The 18410-nt window shown below is 68.8% G+C and carries 15 protein-coding genes; 14 read left to right on the top strand and 1 reads right to left on the bottom strand.

The features are described 5' to 3' along the window. The first annotated feature begins 378 nt into the window (after nucleotides 1-378). The 9 genes from FNQ90_RS00130 (at nucleotide 379) to FNQ90_RS00090 (ending at nucleotide 10705) form a co-directional block, all read left to right on the top strand. Complete coding sequence (locus FNQ90_RS00130; RefSeq protein ID WP_182604359.1) at nucleotides 379-936, top strand: DUF1062 domain-containing protein; 558 nt, start codon at nucleotides 379-381, stop codon at nucleotides 934-936. A 421-nt stretch (nucleotides 937-1357) separates the two neighbouring features. Further along, a complete protein-coding gene (locus FNQ90_RS00125; RefSeq protein WP_182604358.1) occupies nucleotides 1358-2509 on the top strand; it encodes an acyl-CoA dehydrogenase family protein in 1152 nt (383 codons plus the stop codon). Nucleotides 2510-2948: 439 nt separating this feature from the next. Then, nucleotides 2949-4268: a lysine N(6)-hydroxylase/L-ornithine N(5)-oxygenase family protein gene (locus tag FNQ90_RS00120; protein WP_182604361.1), complete on the top strand. Its 1320-nt coding sequence runs from the start codon at nucleotides 2949-2951 to the stop codon at nucleotides 4266-4268. Beyond that, on the top strand, nucleotides 4256-5314 hold the full coding sequence (locus FNQ90_RS00115) for an NAD(P)/FAD-dependent oxidoreductase (RefSeq protein ID WP_182604357.1): 1059 nt from the start codon (nucleotides 4256-4258) through the stop codon (nucleotides 5312-5314). Before FNQ90_RS00120 ends, FNQ90_RS00115 begins: the two co-directional genes overlap by 13 nt. Then, nucleotides 5311-7296, top strand: coding sequence for a class I tRNA ligase family protein (locus tag FNQ90_RS00110; protein ID WP_182604356.1), 1986 nt, complete (start codon nucleotides 5311-5313; stop codon nucleotides 7294-7296). Before FNQ90_RS00115 ends, FNQ90_RS00110 begins: the two co-directional genes overlap by 4 nt. After that, a complete protein-coding gene (locus FNQ90_RS00105; RefSeq protein ID WP_182604355.1) occupies nucleotides 7293-8810 on the top strand; it encodes an AMP-binding protein in 1518 nt (505 codons plus the stop codon). The genes FNQ90_RS00110 and FNQ90_RS00105 overlap by 4 nt, the downstream gene beginning before the upstream one ends. Then, nucleotides 8800-9063: an acyl carrier protein gene (locus FNQ90_RS00100; protein ID WP_182604354.1), complete on the top strand. Its 264-nt coding sequence runs from the start codon at nucleotides 8800-8802 to the stop codon at nucleotides 9061-9063. Before FNQ90_RS00105 ends, FNQ90_RS00100 begins: the two co-directional genes overlap by 11 nt. Beyond that, complete coding sequence (locus tag FNQ90_RS00095; RefSeq protein ID WP_182604353.1) at nucleotides 9060-9686, top strand: GNAT family N-acetyltransferase; 627 nt, start codon at nucleotides 9060-9062, stop codon at nucleotides 9684-9686. The genes FNQ90_RS00100 and FNQ90_RS00095 overlap by 4 nt, the downstream gene beginning before the upstream one ends. Beyond that, nucleotides 9683-10705, top strand: a complete 1023-nt coding sequence (locus FNQ90_RS00090) for a C45 family peptidase (RefSeq protein WP_323379697.1) — start codon at nucleotides 9683-9685, stop codon at nucleotides 10703-10705. Before FNQ90_RS00095 ends, FNQ90_RS00090 begins: the two co-directional genes overlap by 4 nt. Nucleotides 10706-10777: 72 nt before the next feature. Here FNQ90_RS00090 and FNQ90_RS00085 read toward each other — a convergent pair whose 3' ends face one another. Then, nucleotides 10778-11551: an SDR family NAD(P)-dependent oxidoreductase gene (locus FNQ90_RS00085; RefSeq protein ID WP_182604351.1), complete on the bottom strand. Its 774-nt coding sequence runs from the start codon at nucleotides 11549-11551 to the stop codon at nucleotides 10778-10780. A 360-nt stretch (nucleotides 11552-11911) separates the two neighbouring features. On the opposite strand from FNQ90_RS00085, the gene FNQ90_RS00080 reads away from it, so the two are divergent. The 5 genes from FNQ90_RS00080 to FNQ90_RS00060 all read left to right on the top strand — a co-directional run bounded on the left by FNQ90_RS00080 (nucleotide 11912) and on the right by FNQ90_RS00060 (nucleotide 18324). After that, nucleotides 11912-12850, top strand: a complete 939-nt coding sequence (locus tag FNQ90_RS00080) for an alpha/beta hydrolase (RefSeq protein WP_182604350.1) — start codon at nucleotides 11912-11914, stop codon at nucleotides 12848-12850. Nucleotides 12851-12878: 28 nt separating this feature from the next. Continuing rightward, nucleotides 12879-13784, top strand: a complete 906-nt coding sequence (locus tag FNQ90_RS00075; protein WP_323379696.1) for a beta-ketoacyl-[acyl-carrier-protein] synthase family protein — start codon at nucleotides 12879-12881, stop codon at nucleotides 13782-13784. A gap of 41 nt (nucleotides 13785-13825) precedes the next feature. Next, the gene (locus FNQ90_RS00070; RefSeq protein WP_182604348.1) at nucleotides 13826-14089 is read left to right on the top strand and encodes an acyl carrier protein; all 264 of its coding nucleotides are present in this window, start codon (nucleotides 13826-13828) and stop codon (nucleotides 14087-14089) included. Between the two features lie 103 nt (nucleotides 14090-14192). Then, nucleotides 14193-16178, top strand: a complete 1986-nt coding sequence (locus tag FNQ90_RS00065; RefSeq protein ID WP_182604347.1) for an FAD/NAD(P)-binding protein — start codon at nucleotides 14193-14195, stop codon at nucleotides 16176-16178. 382 nt (nucleotides 16179-16560) lie between these two features. Beyond that, nucleotides 16561-18324, top strand: coding sequence for a hypothetical protein (locus FNQ90_RS00060; RefSeq protein ID WP_323379695.1), 1764 nt, complete (start codon nucleotides 16561-16563; stop codon nucleotides 18322-18324). Nucleotides 18325-18410: the final 86 nt, after the last annotated feature.

Raw genomic sequence — 18410 nt, 5'->3', positions numbered from 1 at the left:
CCTCCGCTTCCCCCCTCGACGTCCGGACCGTCCATCTGCCCGCCGTGCCCCCGGGACCCGGGCTCCGGCGGGGAGCCACACCCCGGGCAGGACGCCCGCCGGCCGATCCCGTCAGGCCGAGACCGTAAGCGAGACGCGTAGTCCCGGCAGCGGAGCGTCCACGTACCGCGTACCCGTGACTCATCCCGACGCGGATGCGCGGCTCGTCGATCCGTCCGTAGCGTCCGTCGTACGTGCCGGGACGGTCAGCGCAAGCAGTCCGGTCTCCAGGGTGACGACACGCCGGCCGATAGGCCGAGCCCGACGCTCCCGAGAAGTAATACGTCGAGCACCGTGCTCGATTCCATGGCGAACGCACACCAAAACAGGGGTACTTCTGTGCGCAATGACTGGATAGTCAAGCCGGTGGGCCTGCCGCTCATCCGCCGCCGCTGCCAGGTGTGTACGTCCGACACGTTCCGGACGACCGGCAAGTTCCGCGTCAACGCGAACCACAAACTCCTCGATATCTGGCTCCTCGCGCTCTGCACCCAATGCGGCGCAACCACAAAGATCACCATTGTCGAGCGGACGAACGTGCGCTCGATCAGGCCCGAGCTACTGGACCGCGCGCACGAGAACGATCCCACCCTGGCAGCCGAGTTGCTCAAGGACGGCGTCATACGGCGCCGCAATCACATCGCTCTCGACTGGAACGACGCCTGGCGGCTCGACACCGGTGGATCGGATCATCCGGACCGTGAAGTGATTGATGTCTCGGTTCGATTTGACGCACACATTCCGGTCAGGCCGGTGCGGCTCATCGCGGAAGGCTGTGGCCTTTCGCGGGCCGAGGTCGAGCAACTGATCATGGAAGGCGATCTCGTTTCCGCGGTTCGATTGAGCGGAAAACGCTCCAGCGACTTCGCCTTCACACTCAAGCGCCACGCGGGGTGATTCCGCGCTGTCCGCTCCCTCGATCACATGGTGAAAGCCCGGGCCGGCCCTCGATCAAGTGGGGCCGGCCCCGGATGTGTTTCGGCTCCCGGGCGCCCGGCGGATTCCCGCCCGTCCGGGTAAACGCGGTGCGCAGGAGCGACGGAGCACCGTAACCGCCCTGCGTCCCGGCGGATGAACTTGTCGCGGACGTGCCCGGCGCCGCAGTGGCCGTAACTTCCCAATGACGCGGCCGACGGCCGCTCGAAAGGAGTCCGCCCCCTGCTCCGGCGGCATACCGGAGAACAGCCGGCCGAGGCGACGTTCCCTGTCACGACGTGAGAGGCCGACGCGGCACGGCGGGCACCGCACGCTCCCTCCGCGTCGCTTCCGCCCGTTCTCCGAGCCGCTCGCCGCATTGACCATCCGAGTGAGGATCACGATGAGTCTCTCCGAAGTGTTCGACCCCGACATCCTCACCCTGCCGCTGTACGACGACGCCCACCGCGCACTCGCCGGGGAGATCGGGCAGTGGTGCGGGGACCGGGCCGAGGCGTGGGCGTCGCCGGACACCACCGATCCGGCCGCCGTCGGACGGGCGATGCTCACCGACCTCGGCCGGTCGGGGTGGCTGCACCACCTCGACCCCGACCAGCCGGACTCCGATATGAGGGCCCTGTGCCTGAAGCGCCAAGCTCTCGCTTACCACGAGGACTTGGCCGACTTCACGTACTCGATCCAGGAGCTCACCGCCGCCGCCGTATCCCGCCACGGCACCGCCGAGCAGCGTCGCCGTGAACTGCCGGGCCTGGCCGACGGGACCCGTGCGGGGGCGCTGGCCCTCTCCGAGCCCGGGGCGGGCTCCGACCTCGCTGCCGCGGTGCTCGAGGCGACCCCGGAGGGGGACGGGTTCGTCCTCAACGGGACCAAGACCTGGATCGCGCAGGGCGACATCGCCGACGTGTGCATCGTTCTCGCCCGCACGGGCGACGGCCCGGGACCGCTGGGCCTGACCACCTTCGTCGTCGACGGCCATGCCCCCGGTCTCAAGGCCGAGCCCATCGGCGCGATCGCGCCGCGTTCCTGGGCCGAACTGACCTTCACCGACGTCCGCGTGGGCCCCGAGGCCGTCCTCGGCGAGCGCGGCCAGGGACTCGTGGTCGCTCTCGACACCCTCGAACGGGCCCGGACGACCGTGGCCGGCGCCGCGCTCGGCTTCGCCCGGCGCGCCTTTCGGCTTGCCCGCGGCCATGCCCGTACCCGCAGGGCCTACGGCGGCCGACTCGCCGACCTCCAGCTCGTCAGGTCCTCGCTCGCGAGGATGGACGTCAAGCTCTCGGCCGCCGCGCTGCTGACCGCCCGCGCCGCCCTGGCGACGGACCTCGGCCACGATCACGCCAAGCACGCCTCGACGGCGAAGCTCTACGCCACCGAGGCCGCGGGCGAGATCGTCGACAGCGCCGTCCAGATCTTCGGCGCCGCCGGGCTCGTCGCGGGCAGCCCGATGGAGCGGCTCTACCGCCAGGTCCGTTCCCTGCGGATCTACGAAGGGTCCTCCGAGGTCATCGAGATGACGATCGCCGACGCCCTGTGAAGCACGGCCGGGACGGGCCTCCGTCGCACCACCCGCACTCCCGACCCCGCACGCCCGACCCCCCTGCGTGACAGGGGAGGCCACTGCGTGACACCCGGGCCGGCCGCTGCCGACTCGACGTAACCGGCAACGACCGTCGGTACCGCGAGGGTCCGGAGCGTCCCGGTCACCGTTGCCCGCGGCATCGAACGAGTCCTCGCCGGGGGCCTGCCGCCCGGTCCGCACCGGGCCACCGCCGACACCTAGGAGGTGAGCAACGGGCCCAACCGGCTCGCCTGATCCGGTCCGCCCCGCACTCCCCGGACAACCGTCCGAGAACGACCGCACTGATCCCGGCCCACGGGCAGACACCGACGGTGCCGCGCCAAGGCGTCGTGAAACGTGCCGACACCCTGCACCTCCACAGGAAGGACCTTTCGTGGGATCCGTAGAGAAGCCGATGCCGGCGTCCGGTGCCGTCGAGCAGGCCAGTCACCTCCGGCTCGTCGGTATCGGCGCAGGACCGGCCAACCTGAGTCTGGCCGCGCTGCTGCACGGCGATTCGGGACAGCCGAACCTCTTCTTCGACCGCAAGCCGAGTTTCACCTGGCATGACGACCAGCTGATCAACGGTGCGACCCTCCAGGTGTCGATCTTCAAGGACCTGGTGAGCCTCTCCGACCCCACCAACCGGTTCTCGTTCCTGTCGTATCTGCACGAACACGGCCGGATCTACCACTTCCTCAACGCCCAGTTCGCCGAGGTGCCGCGCACCGAGTTCCGCAACTACCTGGCCTGGGCGGCCGAGAAGAACGAGAACGTGGTCTTCTCCGAGACCGTCGAACGGGTCGACTTCGACGGCGTCTTCCGCGTCACCACCGATCGTCGTCAGGTCACCGCCGACAACATCGCCGTGGGCGTCGGCACCGTACCGTGGGTGCCCGAGTTCGCCCTCCCGTACCTGGACGCGGGCCACTTCCACGTCAGTCGGTATCTGAACCACGCGCGCAATCTGGCGGGCAAGCGGATCGTCGTGGTCGGCGGCGGCCAGTCCGGGGCCGAGACCTTCCTCGATCTCATCTCCCGGCCCGACTCCGAGCGCCCGGCCTGGGTCTCCTGGGTCTCCAAGCGCCGCAACTACTTCCCGATCGACGACTCGACCTTCACCAACGACTTCTACATGCCGGAGTACTCCGAGTACTTCTACCGGCTGTCGGAGTCCAAGCGCGCCGAACTCAACTCGGCCCACCTGCTCAGCTCGGACGGGATATCCGAGTCGACCCTCCGGGCGATCTACCAGCAGCTGTACCGGCTCCAGTTCATCGAGCGGGACGAGCACCGCTTCGGGCTGCTGCCCAACCGGACCGTCGTGTCCGCCGACCGCACGGCCACCGGAACGTTCGAGGTGACGCTGCGTCACAACGACGAGTCCGGCCAGAGTCAGTGTCTCCCGGTCGACGCGGTGGTGTGGGCGACCGGCTTCCGTCCCACCCCCAAGAAGTTCCTTGATCCCCTGAAGGACCGCATCGAGACCGAGAACGGTGAGGTCCGAGTCGACGAGGACTTCGCGGTCGCCTGGGACGGCCCGCCGGACCGGAAGATCTTCGTGCAGAACGCGGTACGCGGCCAGCGCGGCCTGCCCGACGTGAACCTGAGCCTGAACGCCTGGCGGGCCCAGCGCATCGCCAACCGCCTGCGCGGGTGCAGCGCTCCCGAGATGGCGATGTCGTTCATCGACTGGTCGGCCAAGAGCGGACGGGGCACGCAGTGGACCGCGTAGACCTCGCCATCGTCGGCGGCGGAGTCATCGGCGCGCTCATCGCCCGTGAGGCGGTCGCCGCGTTCCCCGACGCGACTGTCGCCGTCCTGGAACGCGGCCTGATCGGTCAGGGCGCCTCCGGCCGCTCGGCCGGTGTCCACTTCCCGCGCGGGACGACCGAGCGCGTCAGGTCCATGTCCGAGCACTCCCAGTGGGTCTGGGAGCACCTGGCCGCCGAACTCGACCTGCCGATACGCGCGGTGGGTGCGACGGTGGTCGCGGCCGGCGACGCCGACGCGGTCTCCGCCACCTACCTGCGCCTCGGTGACGAGTCCGCCCCGGCTCGCGGCCGGGCGGTCCCGCCGGGCTCCCGGGCATGGGATCTGGACGGGTGCCACTACGCCGACGTCCGGGCAGTCGCCGAGCGCGTTCTGGCCGGACTGCGCGATCGGGTGACCGTTTGGGAGGGAACCGAGGTCACGGACCTCTCCTTCGACGGCGAGCACCACCGCCTCGCTCTCGGCCCGGGGCAGGAGCTGCTCGCCCGCCGGGCCGTCCTGGCCCCCGGCCCGTGGATCGCGCACCCCGCCTGGGCCGGTCTCGTCGCTCCGCTCGGTCTGCGCGTCAAGAAGGTCGTCGCCGCACATCTCGAAGAGATCCCCGCACCCGGCGATCCGCTCGTGGTCTTCCACGACGAGGACGCGTTCCTTCTGCCCCTCCACGAGCGCGGTCACTACCTGTTCAGCTACACCTGCAACCGCTGGGACGTCACCCCCGACGACATCGGGCTCGGCCTGGAGCCGTCCGACCTCGACGACGCCCGCGCCGCCCTGGGCCGCTTCGCGCCCGGCCTGGTGGCCCGGTGCACCTCGGGCCGGGTGTTCTGCGACGCGTACAGCCTCCACCGCGAGCCCGTCGTCGCCGAGCTGCTGCCCGGCCTGGTCTTCGCCGGAGCCGCGAACGGCTCCGGCTACCGGTTGGCCCCGGCCATCGCCGCCGAGACGGTCGCCGCCCTGGATCTCACACCGATCGGGGCCACCTCCCCGCTACCACAGAGGCAGGCATGATCCTCAACCAGTACAGCGAATCCGAACTGTCCGACGCCTTCGGCATCGAGATGTCCCCGGTCGAGGGTCTCGGTGTCGGTGCCGGCTGGGGCCGTGTCGCCCCCGGCGCCTCCTCGCGACCCGACCGGCACGACGAGACGGAGTTCTTCGTCATCGTCGCCGGTACGGGCGAGCTGACCGTCGACGGCCGCAGCCACCCGGTCCGCCCGGGCACCGTGGTGCTCTTCGAGCCCTTCGAGTCGCACATCATCACCAACACCGGCGAGACGGACCTGGTCTTCCTGACCCAGTATTGGCGCGACTCGGCCCGCGCCCGTGCATCGGCGACGTCGCGCGTCCGCGCGAACCACACCGACCGTGCCCAGTTCGTGTTCTCCACGCCGCCGACCCCCAACGGCGACCTCCATCTCGGTCACCTCTCCGGCCCCTACCTCGGCGCCGACGTCTACGTCCGCTACCAGCGCCTCATCGGCAACCAGGCGTGGCACCTGACCGGCAGTGACGACTTCCAGAGCTACGTCACGGCCGTCGCGGCCCGCCAGGACTCCACGTCCGCCGAGGTCGCCGCGCACTTCTCGGCCGAGATCGCCGCGACGCTCGCCGCGATGGACATCAGCGTCGACGAGTACTACGTCACGAGCACGGAGGACGGCTACCGCGAGGGTCTTCAGCGCTACTTCACTCGGCTCGTCGACTCCGGGCACGTCCGTCCCAGGGCGACGCCCGCCCTGCTCGACGCCGAGACCGGCGAGTACCTCTACGAGGTCAACATCGGCGGCGTCTGCCCCAGTTGCTCGCACGGCGCGGGCGGCAACATCTGCGAGGAGTGCGGCGAGCCCAACCTCGTCGCCGACCTCGTCGACCCGTCCTCCCGTCTGAGCGGTGCCGCGCCGAAGACCGGCGAGGTCGTGCGCTACACCCTGCCGCTGCACGAGTTCGCCGACACCGTCGCCGACCACCACAAGCGGGGCCGGGTTCCGGCCCGGCTGCGTGAGCTGGCCGAACGAGTCTTCGCCCGCAAGACGCTCGACCTGCCGGTCTCGCACCCCTCCGACTGGGGCGTGCGGCCCGCCGGCGACGACCTGGACGGACAGGTCATCTGGGTCTGGCCGGAGATGAGCCACGGCTTCCTGCACGGCATCGAGCGACTCGGCGCCGGGATGGGGCAGCAGTGGTCGAAGGAGGCGCCTTCCAAGGACTGGAAGATCGTCCACTTCTTCGGGTACGACAACAGCTTCTACCACGCGATTCTCTACCCGGTCCTGTACGGGCTCGCCCACCCCGAGTGGAACCCGGACATCGACTACCACGTCAACGAGTTCTATCTGCTGGAGGGCCAGAAGTTCTCCACCAGCCGGCGGCACGCGATCTGGGGCAAGGAGATCCTCACGCCCGACACCGTGGACGCGGTGCGCTACTACCTCTCCCGCACCCGGCCCGAGGGCGAGCGCACCGACTTCCGCCGCGCCGAGTTCGACCGCGCCTGCTCGGACACCCTCGTCGGCGCGTGGCAGGAGTGGCTCACCGGTCTCGGCGAGCGCGTCGAGAAGCACGGCGACGGCGTGGCCCCCGACGCGGGCACCTGGACGACCGAGCACACCGCGTTCCTGGCCCGCCTGTCGATACGGCTCGACGAGGTCACGGCCGCCCTCAACCCGGAGGGGTTCTCGCTGACGGCCGCCGCGTCCGCGCTCGACGGCATCGTCACCGACGTCCGCGCCTTCTCCCGTCAGCAGTCGGCCCTGGCCCACCACGGCCGGTGGAGTTCCGAGGCCCGTACCGCCCTCGCGCTCGAACTGGCCGCGGCCCGTCTGCTCGCCATCACATCGGCGCCGCTGATGCCGCGCTTCTCGGCCAAGCTCGCCGCCGCCCTCGGCATCCCGGCCGTCGACGCCTGGTCGGACACGGTCGGTCTGGTCGAGCCCGGCAGCCGCTGCACCCTCGCGGGCACCCGCTTCTTCGGCACCGGTGAGCAGCGATGACCGTATCGATCATCAACCGCATCATCACCGAGCGGCCCACACACGACGGCTCGCTCACCGTCACCGGACTCGGCCACCGCACCACCGTGCCGCTGTCCGCGTTCCACGACCGGGCCAGGGCCGTCGCCGCGGCGCTGGGCCGCCGGGGCATCGGCGCGGGCGACCGTATCGGCATCCTCTCCGCCAACCGGCTCGAATGGGTGCTGCTCGACATCGCCGCGCTCATGCTCGGAGCGCAGACCGCCGGGTTCGAGCCCGGCAAATTCAGCCCCGACGCCGACCTGGTCGAGCGCTACGGCCTCGACGCCCTCTACACCGACGCCCGGCTGCCCGACGACGCTCCGTCCGGGGTCCTGTCGATCTCGGCCGTCGCCGACTACGCCGAGGAGGACACCGACGGATTCGAGCCGGAGCAGTGGGCCGCGACACAGTGCACGACCGTCAAGTTCACATCGGGATCGACCGGTGTCCCCAAGGGACTCGAGGCCACCGTCGGCAGCATCGACTCCTCGCTGCACGCCGTGCAGAGCCTGTTCGCGCACCGGCCGGGCGACGACATCCTGACGTTCCTGCCGCTCTCGCTGCTTCAGCAGCGTTACTGGCTGTACTCGGCGCTGTACTGGGGCCACGACATCACGATCACGACGTACCAGTCCGTCTTCGCCGTGCTGCCCTCCGTCCGTCCCACCGTCGTCATGGGCGTCCCCGCCTTCTTCGACACGGCCAAGCGGCACATCGAAGGCGTCATCGCCGGGGGCGTCGAACCGGCCGAGGCCGCCGCCGAACTCTTCGGCGACCGCATCCGCTATCTGTGGACGGGTTCGGCGCCCGCCGACCCGGCGACTCTCGGGTTCTACGGTGAGGTCGGCCTCGCGATCTTCGAGGGCTACGGCCTCAACGAGACCTGCATCGCCACCAAGAACCATCCCGGGGCCCACCGGGAGGGCAGTGTCGGCCGAGCGCTGCCCGGCAAAGAGATCGTCATCGACGACGAGGGCATCGTCTGCGTCCGCAGCGACCATCCGGTCAACACCGCGTACACGTACGCCGCGTCGGGCGACAGCGAGCGCATGTTCCGGCCGGGCGGCATTGTGCGCACCGGGGATCTCGGCCGCCTCGACGAGGACGGATTCCTCTACATCCTCGGCCGCAGCGACGACGTCATCGTCCTCGACAACGCCAAGAAGATCATCGTCAGGCCGATCGAGACGCGGTTCCGCGACACCGGCGCGGTGGCCGAATGCGTCGCGTACCACCCCAGCCAGGCCGGACTGGTCGCCGTCGTCTCACCCCACCCGGGACCGGTCGACACGGCCGCGATCGGCGAGGCCCTGGCCGCGGTCAACGCCGCTTCGGAGCGCGACGAGCGGATCATCCGCGTGATCGTCGCCGACGAGCCGTTCACCGTCGAGGGCGGGCTCCTCACCTCGCAGTTCAAACCGATCCGCAAGCGCATCGCGGACCGTTACAGAGACCGGCTCGACAACCCGAAGGCAGGCATCCTTGTCCACTGACCTCGACGCCCTGGCCCGCCAGACGCTCTCCCGGGTGCTGCGCGACCACCCGGACCCCGCGAGCCTCGACCTCGGCGAGAACCTCGTGGAGACCTACGGAATCACCTCGCTCAACAAGGTCCTGTTCCTGACCTCCCTGTGCAGGGCGGCGGACATCGGACTCGACAACTTCACCGAGGACGACCTCGCCGGGATGCGCACCCTCGGCAATGTCGTCGACGCCCTCCGCCCCCACGCCCCTGTGAAGGGATGAGTTCCTTGACCCACCACGCCTGGAGCCGGCACGCCTCCGCCCTCCTCGGAAACGAGCACGTCGAACTTCACCCGATCTCGGAGGAAGACCGTGGACCCCTGCGCAAGATCGCGTTCGACGACCGGATCTGGACCTACTTCGTTTCCCGTGTCGAGGGCGACGCCGATTTTGACCAGTTTTTCGACTCCATGCTCGCTGATCAGGCCGTCGGCAAGCGCGCGGTCTACGTCATCGTGGACAAGAGCACCGGACAGGTCGCCGGCAGCTCCAGCTACGGCAACCTGAGCGAGGCCGACGGGCGACTGGAGATCGGCTGGTCCTGGCTCGGCGTCGACTTCCAGGGCAGGGGCATCAACCGCTGGGCCAAGTACCTGCTGCTCCAGCACGCGTTCGACGTCTTGGGCACCGAGCGCGTCGAGTTCAAGACCGACGTCCTCAACGTCCGGGCCCGCGCCGCATTGCGCAAGATCGGGGCGTACGAGGAAGGCGTCATGCGCAGCTTCAACCCGATGCCCGACGGCCGCAGGCGTGACGCGATCTACTATTCGGTACTCCGCGCCGAATGGCCCTCGGTCGAGGACCGGCTCCGCCGCGTCGGCAGGGCGGTCAACCCGTGCGCGTGACCGATGCGCCGTTCCTGGAGCTGTCCGGCTCGCCGCATGCCCGTGGTCTCCTCCACGGACGCGCGCTGGCCGGACGGCTCCGCGGCTTTCTCGACGACTCGCTCGCCCGCCTCGGCCACCTCACCGACCGGCCGGCCGACCTCGACGCGCTGCGGCCCGACATCGCGGCCCACCGCGCGGTGACCGCCGAAGCGCTGCCGGACCTCGCCGTCGAGATCGACGGCCTCGCCGCCGGCGCCGGGATCGACCGCGACGCGGCCTGGCTGCTGCAACTGCGCCGCGAGCTGATCGGCTACAGCCGAGTCACCGCCGGGGACTGCACGACGTACGCCTCGGCCGGCGGTGGGCCGGTGCTCGCCCAGACCGTCGACCTGAACGGCAACCTCGACGACCAGATCGCCGTGCTGTCGGTCTCCGGGCCGCGCCACCGCTCCCTGGTGCTCAGCTTCGCCGGTCTCCTCGGCTACCTCGGTGTCAACGACGCCGGGATCGCCGTGGGTATCAACCTCGTCCTCGGCGGCGACTGGCGGCCGGGCGTGCCGCCGTACCTGGCGATCCGGCACGTCCTCGACACCGCCGGCACGGTCGAGCAGGCCGTCGGGATCCTCCGCGAGCTGCCGCTGGCCAGCTCGCGGGCGTTCATGATCTGCGGCGTGGACCGGACCGTGTGCGTCGAGGCCACGGTGGCGCGGCGACGCGTCCTCGAAGGCGACGAACTGGTGCACACGAACCACTTCCTGGACGCCGAACTCGCCGAGCAGGACGAGATCAACGTCTTCGCCAAGAACTCCTCCAAGCGGCGCCTTCGGACGGTCCTTGACGCGGGCATCCCGAAGGCCGGCGACACGGAGCACCATCACCGGCTCCTCGCCACGCCCCCGGTCCTGGTGCCGGACAACGGCGACATCCGGCGGGAGCGCACGGTCGCGGCGGTGATCCTGCGCCCGGACGTGGGGGAGATGCGGCTGTGGCCGGGCGACCCGTCCACCGTGCCGGAGCGGGTACACGTCTTCCCGTAGAAGGTGCGACCCCCATACGAACCCGGCCCCGGGACCATGGACATGGTCCCGGGGCCGCAGGCTCGGTACGGTTCAGCGCCCGATGAGGTGCTGCTGGTCCTGCGGCCGCAGGCGCAGGCTGTGCTGGCCGCCGTCCACGGCGAGCATCATGCCGACGGAGGCGCTCGACAGCGGGCTCGCCAGGTAGGCGATGGCGCCCGCCACCTCGTCGGCCGTCACCAGGCGGCCCGGCACGAGGAACTTGAGCAGCGACTCCCTGGCGGCCTCCGGGTCCTCCGTCCCCTGCAGCTGCTTCTCCACCCACGGGGTGTCCGCCGTGCCGGGCGCGACACAGTTGACACGGATTCCCTCGCGGGCGTGGTCCGTCGCCATGGCCAGGGTGAGCGAGTACACGGCTCCCTTGCTGGCCGAGTACAGCGTGCGCGTCTGGTGTCCGGCCCACGCCACGATCGAGCACGTGTTGACGATCGACGCGGCGGGTGAGCGGCGCAGGTGCGGCAGGGCGTACCGGGCGACCCGGACCATGCCGACCACGTTGACGTTCAGGACGTTCAGCCACTCCTCGGAACTGTTCGTGGCGACATCGCCGACCGCCGGTATGCCGGCGTTGTTCACCACGATGTCGAGGCGGCCGAACCGCTCGACCACGGCCTCCACCGCCGCCTCGACCCGGGCGTCATCGCCGACGTCGGCCCGGACGCCGAAGACGTCGTCCGGCAGGCCCTCCGTCTCGAGATCGAGGACGGCGACCTTCGCACCCCTGCTGGTCAGCAGTTTCGCCGTGGCCAGACCGATTCCCCCGGCGCCACCCGTAACGATCGCCACGAGCCCTTCGAAGTCACTCACTGGTTCCCTCCTGTCACATGTCGAACCATCAGGAATGAACGGCGACCACCACGTCGTCCGGGCGGCGCAGCCGCGGACAGAGCCGCGCGCAGCGGCCCGAGGAGGCCGGTCGGGGTCCACAGGGCCCCGGGGCTCGGTGTCGGTCTCGCAGTGGGCGCGTCCCGCGGCAGCGCCGGAGGAGGACGTTACGACCCCACCGATTCCGCCGCGTCCGCGGCAAGTTCATGGGACGGACACATCGCGCTGACTCACTCCCGCCCCGGCTCATCACCTCGGTTACCCGGTGCGGTCCGGGACCGTGCCACTCTCGATTTCGGTTCGGATTTTCTTGATGCAGTCCTGGGAGCTGAGGGATTTTTCATGCCGCTTGATCCGCTCTACGCGGGAATCAGGGACTACCGTGTCACCACCGGATTCACGCCGCTTTACACCATGTCGGTGGACCGGGCCCGGGTAGCGGATCGGGAGACCGAAGCCGAGATCTGGGATTGGGTGAAAGAACCCGAAGAGGTATTCGACTTCGACATCGACGGTCCGGCGGGTCCGCTGACACTGCGGGTGTACCGCCCGCAGCGCGGGAACGACGATCCGCTCCCCGTGGTGGTGTACTTCTTCGGCGGCGGCTGGGTCGTCGGCTCCCTGGACACATGCGAGGCCATCTGCCGCGCGGTGGCCTGCCTGACCCCCTGTGTGGTCGTGTCCGTCGGCTACCGGCTCGCGCCCGAGCACCCGTTCCCGGCCGCCATCGACGACTGCTACACCGCCGTGCGGTGGGTGGGGGAGCACGCGTCCGAACTCGGCGCCGACCCCGCCCGCATAGCCGTCGCCGGAGACAGCTCCGGCGGCAACCTCGCCGCGGTCATGGCCCTGATGGCCCGGGACAAGGGCGGGCCGACGCTCTCCGCCCAGGTGCTCGTCTATCCGCCGACGCGTAACGACGCCACGACGCGGTCCATGAGCGACAACGTCGATCCGATGTTCTTCAACGCGAAATCGTCGACCTGGTTCTGGGAGCACTACCTCGCCGATCCCGCCGACGGCGAATCGCCTTATGCCTCACCGGCCAAGGCGACCGACCACAGCGGACTTCCGCCGGCTCTGCTGCTGACGGCCGAGTACTGCCCGCTGTACGACGAGGGCGAGGAATACGCGAAAATGCTCTCAGGTGCGAATGTGCCGGTGGAGTTCCACCCGCACAAGGATCTTCCGCACGGCTTTCTCCAGCTTTCGGCCGTGCTGGAGACGTCCAGGAACGCGATGCGTCTGATCGCCGACTTCCTGCGCAGGCGGCTGGGCTGACATGAAAACGACTGAAGACCCGCGCGTAGTGCTGCGCTCGCCCAGGTATGTGCTCGGCGAGGTCGAGATGGATCATTCCGAGATCAAGGGATTCGCCGCGTTCGTGGACGACCGGCGGATGGTGCCCGATGCCGCGATGTGGGGCTGGGGCACCGTGCGCCGTACGGAACTCGACACGGCCACGCTCGCCGTACGGGCCGGACGGCAGACCCTTGACGCGGCGGGCGTCGCGCCGGACGGGATCGATGCGCTCGTGCTGTGTTCCAACACGTTCCCCGGCGATGTCGGTGAGCACGGTGACCTGATCGCGACGGTCCTGCGCGGCCTCGGACTCAGCGATGTCCCGGTCACCGGGATCACCCTGAACCGGTGCGCTTCCCTGCTCACCGGTCTGCAGACGGCCGCCACGATGGTCGCCGCGGGCCGACACCGGACCGTGTTGGTGATCACCACCGACGCGGTGCCCGACGAGTCCGCGCGGCTGGCCGACTTCGCCCTGTTCAGCGACGGCGCGGCCGCCTGCTTGATCTCGCAGGAGGTGGACGGCGCTCCCGAGTCCTACGAGTGGGTCGCCGACGCGCACGCCCAGGACCCTGCCTCCATGCTCCAGGGCACCGAGATCAGCGCCGACTTGGCCAAGGCGGCCAACCAGCGGTTGTTCGCCGGGACCGGTATCCGCGTCGAGGAGATCGACGGGCTGCTGCACAACAACACCTTTCTGCCGATCGTGATGATGAAGGAGGTCCAGGCCGGGTTCCTCCCGTCCCAGCTGGACACCTCGAACATCACCAGGGTCGGACACTGCTTCGCCGCGGACCCGCTGATCAACCTCGCCGACCGGCAGTCGGCCGGCGGCGTCCGGCCGGACGGGCTCTACCTGCTGGCGTCGAGTGTGTCGGGGTTGCGGATGTGCGTCCTGCTGAGGGCCGTATGAGCGGCCCTCGCCTCCAGTCACCCAACGAAGGAGTCACCGAAGTGCAGAAGAACGCCGGCGCCGAGGCCACCACTTTGTCGTGGCTGCAGACCACCGTCCGGGAGGTGCTGCAGTTGGCCGAGTCCGAGGAGGTCGCCGCGCGGACCCTGCGCGAGCTCGCCGCGACCTCGCTGCAGACGGTCGGCGTGCAGTACCGCATCCTCCGGGAGAGCTCGGTCCAGGTGGAGATGAGCGAGCTGATCGGCGACGCCACTGTCGCGGAACTCGCCGCGCTGATCGACGGACACAGGCAGAGGGCCGCGTAACCCACGGCTCCCGTGATGGATGCGCCGTACCGCTCGTTCAAGCGACACGTCGTTCACGCGCATGCGATATGACCCCACCTTGACCGAGGCGTAGGGACGGAATATGACGAGTTCACTGGCGGTGGCAATCATTGGTGCCGGCCCACGTGGCACCTCTCTTCTCGAACGTCTCATCGCCAACGCTGCCGAGTGTGCGCCGGACCGGACGATCGACGTCCACGTCATTGATCCTCACCCACCAGGGGGCGGCCGCATCTGGCGGTCCCGGCAGTCACCGCTTCTGTGGATGAACACCACCGCCGGTGGCTGCACCATGTTCACCGACGAGACCGTCGCATGCGAAGGCCCGATCGTCCCCGGTCCCACGCTCAGCGAATGGGCCCGGGAACTGGCCACGGGCCGCCTGTCGTCCCCCCCGGGATTCCGGCACGCTCCCTCCACGGCGGCCGAGGCGGAGAAGATGCACGACGGCTGGTTCACCACCCGTCGGACACAGAGCGACTATCTGTCTTGGGTGTTCCGGAAGTTGGCGAAGAATGGCACGTCCCGGGTGCAGGTCCATTCACACATGGGTCGGGCCGTCGACGTGCACGACCTTCCCCTTGGCCGACAACGCGTTGTCATGGCGGACGGCCTCCCCCCGCTGGACGTCGACATCGTGCTGCTCGCCCAGGGCAACGTCGATGTCGAGCCGGATGCGGAAGAGGTGCGTCTGACGGAATACGCGGCCGTCCATGACCTGTGCTATCTGCCCTCGGGATCCACCGCCGATCATTTCCTCGACCGGATACCCGCCGGTGAACCGGTGATTGTGCGGGGGCTTGGGCTGTGTTTCATCGACACCGCTGTACTGCTGACCTCCGGACGCGGCGGCACATTCCATCGTGATGACTCCGGGGAGCTGCGCTACACGCCATCCGGTAGGGAACCCGTCCTCTTCGTGGGGTCGCGGCGGGGCGTACCGTACTGGTCGAAGACCCACTACAGCCTGGCCGGATCACCCCCGGAATCGTTCGGTCACCTCGACGCCGCGGCGGTGGCCGCCCTCGGCGACCGCCCCCTGGACTTCGCCGTGGACATCTGGCCGTTGATCGCCCGCGAAGTCACCCACGCCGGTTATCGCGAGCTTGCCGCATCGCATCAAGAACTCCTTGACATGGACGCCCGTCAGTTCATTCACCGCCTCGACACCCTTGATTGGGACGGCCCGGAACTCAAGGAGCTGGTCGATCGGGCAGTGCGGTTCGACGGGGACCGGATCGACCTGAAGGAAACAGCCCATCCGCTGGCCGGCCGCCGCTTCCCCGACCTGGATGCCCTGCAGAACTGGATGGTCGATCACATCGAAGCAGGAGTCCGACGCGGGCGCGATCCTCGGCACAGTGCGGACCTGGCGATGGTGCACGGTCTGTTCTCCACCTTCTCCAGGCTGGTTGAACTCGTCGACGAAAAGAGAATCTCTCCCACTTCATGGGAGCGGGATCTGCCGGCATTTCTTGATTTCTGTCGATTTCTCACCAGTGGACCGCCCGGACCGCGGCTGGAGGAACTGCTCGCCCTGACCCGTGCCGGTGTCGTCAGGTTCCTTGGCTCCGAGATGACGGTGACCACCAACGACGGGCTCTTCCACGCGCGGTCGTGCAACCTCAACGGATCGATCACCGCCCGGGCCCTCATCGAGGCCCGACTCCCGAAGCGCACCATGCTTCGCGTGAGTGACCCCTTGCTGCGCAAGCTGATCCAGCGCGATGAGATCAGAGAAGAGCCCCCATCGTCCCCCGACGGCGGCGACCGGTATCCCACGGGTGTCATCGATACCGCCGGTCTCATCGACACCGATTCCCTCAATCGCCTGAAGCGTGCCGATGGGACCATCCACGAGAGCCGTTTCGGGGTGGGAACGCTGTTTTCGGGAAGTGTGGCATCCGGCCGGTTCCCGTCCCCGAAGAGCAATGATGAATTCTTCCGACAGAATGACATGATCGCTCGTGCCGCACTCCATGAACTGTGCCGACGTGAAGTCGGTCGGCGTAAGCAAAGCGTGCAGGCGCATCGAGAGGAGGTAAGCGTCATGTGTCCTCGCACATGAATGTGCTGTGGATACGCGGGGCACCGGAGCGGACGTACCGTCTTGATGCCTCGATACGTCGGTGCGGAGCGCTGTCGCGAGCCGACCAGGATTTCTCGGATGTGAGAAATCCGGTTTCGGCTGCCGAACGCCATGGCTCCGGATCGTTGGTTTCCCGAGGCCGATTGCCGTTGTGAAGGAGTCATACGTGGTGCAGTCCGAGATTCATGTTTCCGGCGGCGATACCGCAATCATGTCGGCCTCGCCCTTCTCCCTCCCGGAGGACGGCTCCTCCTACGCCGCTGCCGTTGACGCGTTCCTCGCGGATACGGCCCGCGCGAAAGTCCCCGTCTGGACCGATGGGCGAGTCGATCTCGCGGCATCCGTTGCATGCGCGGCGAGCGTGTACGGGGAGGCGCGCCGGCCGGCCGCCTGCTCGTACGGCGTCATCCTGGAGCCTGAAGCGCTGCCTGCCGGACTGGTCGCGCTCATTGATCCACTCGCCGACCATTGGCTCGACACGGGAGAGGTCGGAGCCGGTTTGCTCGACACGCTCTTCCCGCAGGAGTCACGGAGCGAGTACGGACAGCGGGAGGCCGGTGAGCATGCCGGCCGGGGCGAGGTGCACTCCCTGCTGATCGCCGGCCTGTACGAGCACCTCACGGTGGACACCATCTGGCCCCTGCTGCGCGCCGCCGAACGCCGGCCCGATGTGCGTCTGAGGATCCTGACCGGCCGGGATGCGGCTTCCCTGGCCTGGTTCACCGCCAAGCAGTACGTCCGTAAGGCCCCGGACGTACAGGAACTCGGCATGTTCACCGCCGTCGACCGCGGGCTTTCGCGCAGCGGCATCCACCTGCTCGACGCGCGGGGCATGGAGACCGCGGACGTCAGGTCCGAGATCCTCGGCACCCGCTGGAGCCGCCTCCTTCTGCAGGGGCACGGCAAGGACGACTCCCTCAATCTCGCCGACTACACCATCTGCGGCCTGAACTCGCTCGTTCCCCGCAAGGAGAACGTCATCGGCCCGATCTGCGCCTACTCCGACGAGCCCACCTGCTACCGACCCCTGGACAAGCTGATCCAGCTGCGCGACATCCGCGCGGCCGAGGTCGTGCTGAGCTCGTGCAACAACGGCCCTTTCACCGACGCGGCCATCTACGACCCCAAGTACCAACTGATGCTCAATGCGATCGACGGCACCGCCAGGGACGTCGTGGCCGCGATCACGGCACACGACGTCGGGCGCGCGGAGAACCTTTCCTGGATGGAGACGGTCCTCGCGCACGGTTCCTCCGCCGCGGCCCTCAACTCCAGCATCCGCACCGCGGGCCCCTCTCCCGCGTATGTCCACTTCGGCATGGGCGACGACGAAGAGGCCATCACGCCGGAACCGCCCTCTCCGATGCCGGAACCGCTGCTGCTGGCCACCTCCGCCCGCGTCACCGCTTATCTGGCGGGCGGACTCCTGCGGCTCAACAACCCCCTGCGATCCAGCCTCGAGAACCTGGCCACCAGGATCGACAGCCAGGTCGCCAGGGAGTCCCGGGCGGTTCACGACCCGGCCGAGACGACCCGCGACCTCCTCGACGACCTGCAGTCGCTGGACCTCGCCGTCATCGAGCAGTTCGTGAGCAATCCGGAGAACGAACTCAGCGATTCCTTCCACCACTTCGGAGAGCGCAGTCGTATCGATTCCTCATCGCTCGCGAGCGTGCGCTGTCAGTGCGGGCGACCTGCCGAGCGCTTCATCCGGCGTGCCCTGGTACCCACCGCGCTCGACACCGAAGGCGTCATCTGCACGCGGTGCAGCGATGTCGCCTTCCGGCTGCCCGGTGGACCCTCACTGCTGATCCACGCCGAGGAGGATCTACTCCAAGGAAGTATCCAGCAGGTGCGGGTGGAGGTGCGCGATGCCCGCCCGGGCACGATCCACCTCGGCCTTTTCGTCGCCAAATACGGGCGTGAATACTGCACGGTCACACCGGATCTGCAAAGGGTCGACATCGGGCCGCAAGGAGACGGGGAGACCGGGTTCACCCTGACCGTTGCCCCTTACGCGGCCCCCATGGCCTATTACCTGACGGCATACGCCGTCCAGGACCTCGCCGTAACGATGGCTCGCCACCCCTATGGCGTCTTCCCCGCGTCCGACGGAAGCGAGTGACCTCGCGTTCCTCGTGAACACGTTCGACAGCCGCGTCCCATCCGAAGCACTCATCTCAGGCAATCCTTCCCGAAATGGGAGATACC

This window comes from Streptomyces alkaliphilus (assembly GCF_014141535.1).
In the GTDB taxonomy this organism is placed as follows: domain Bacteria; phylum Actinomycetota; class Actinomycetes; order Streptomycetales; family Streptomycetaceae; genus Streptomyces; species Streptomyces alkaliphilus.
This window is presented reverse-complemented; position numbering and strand designations above follow the sequence as displayed.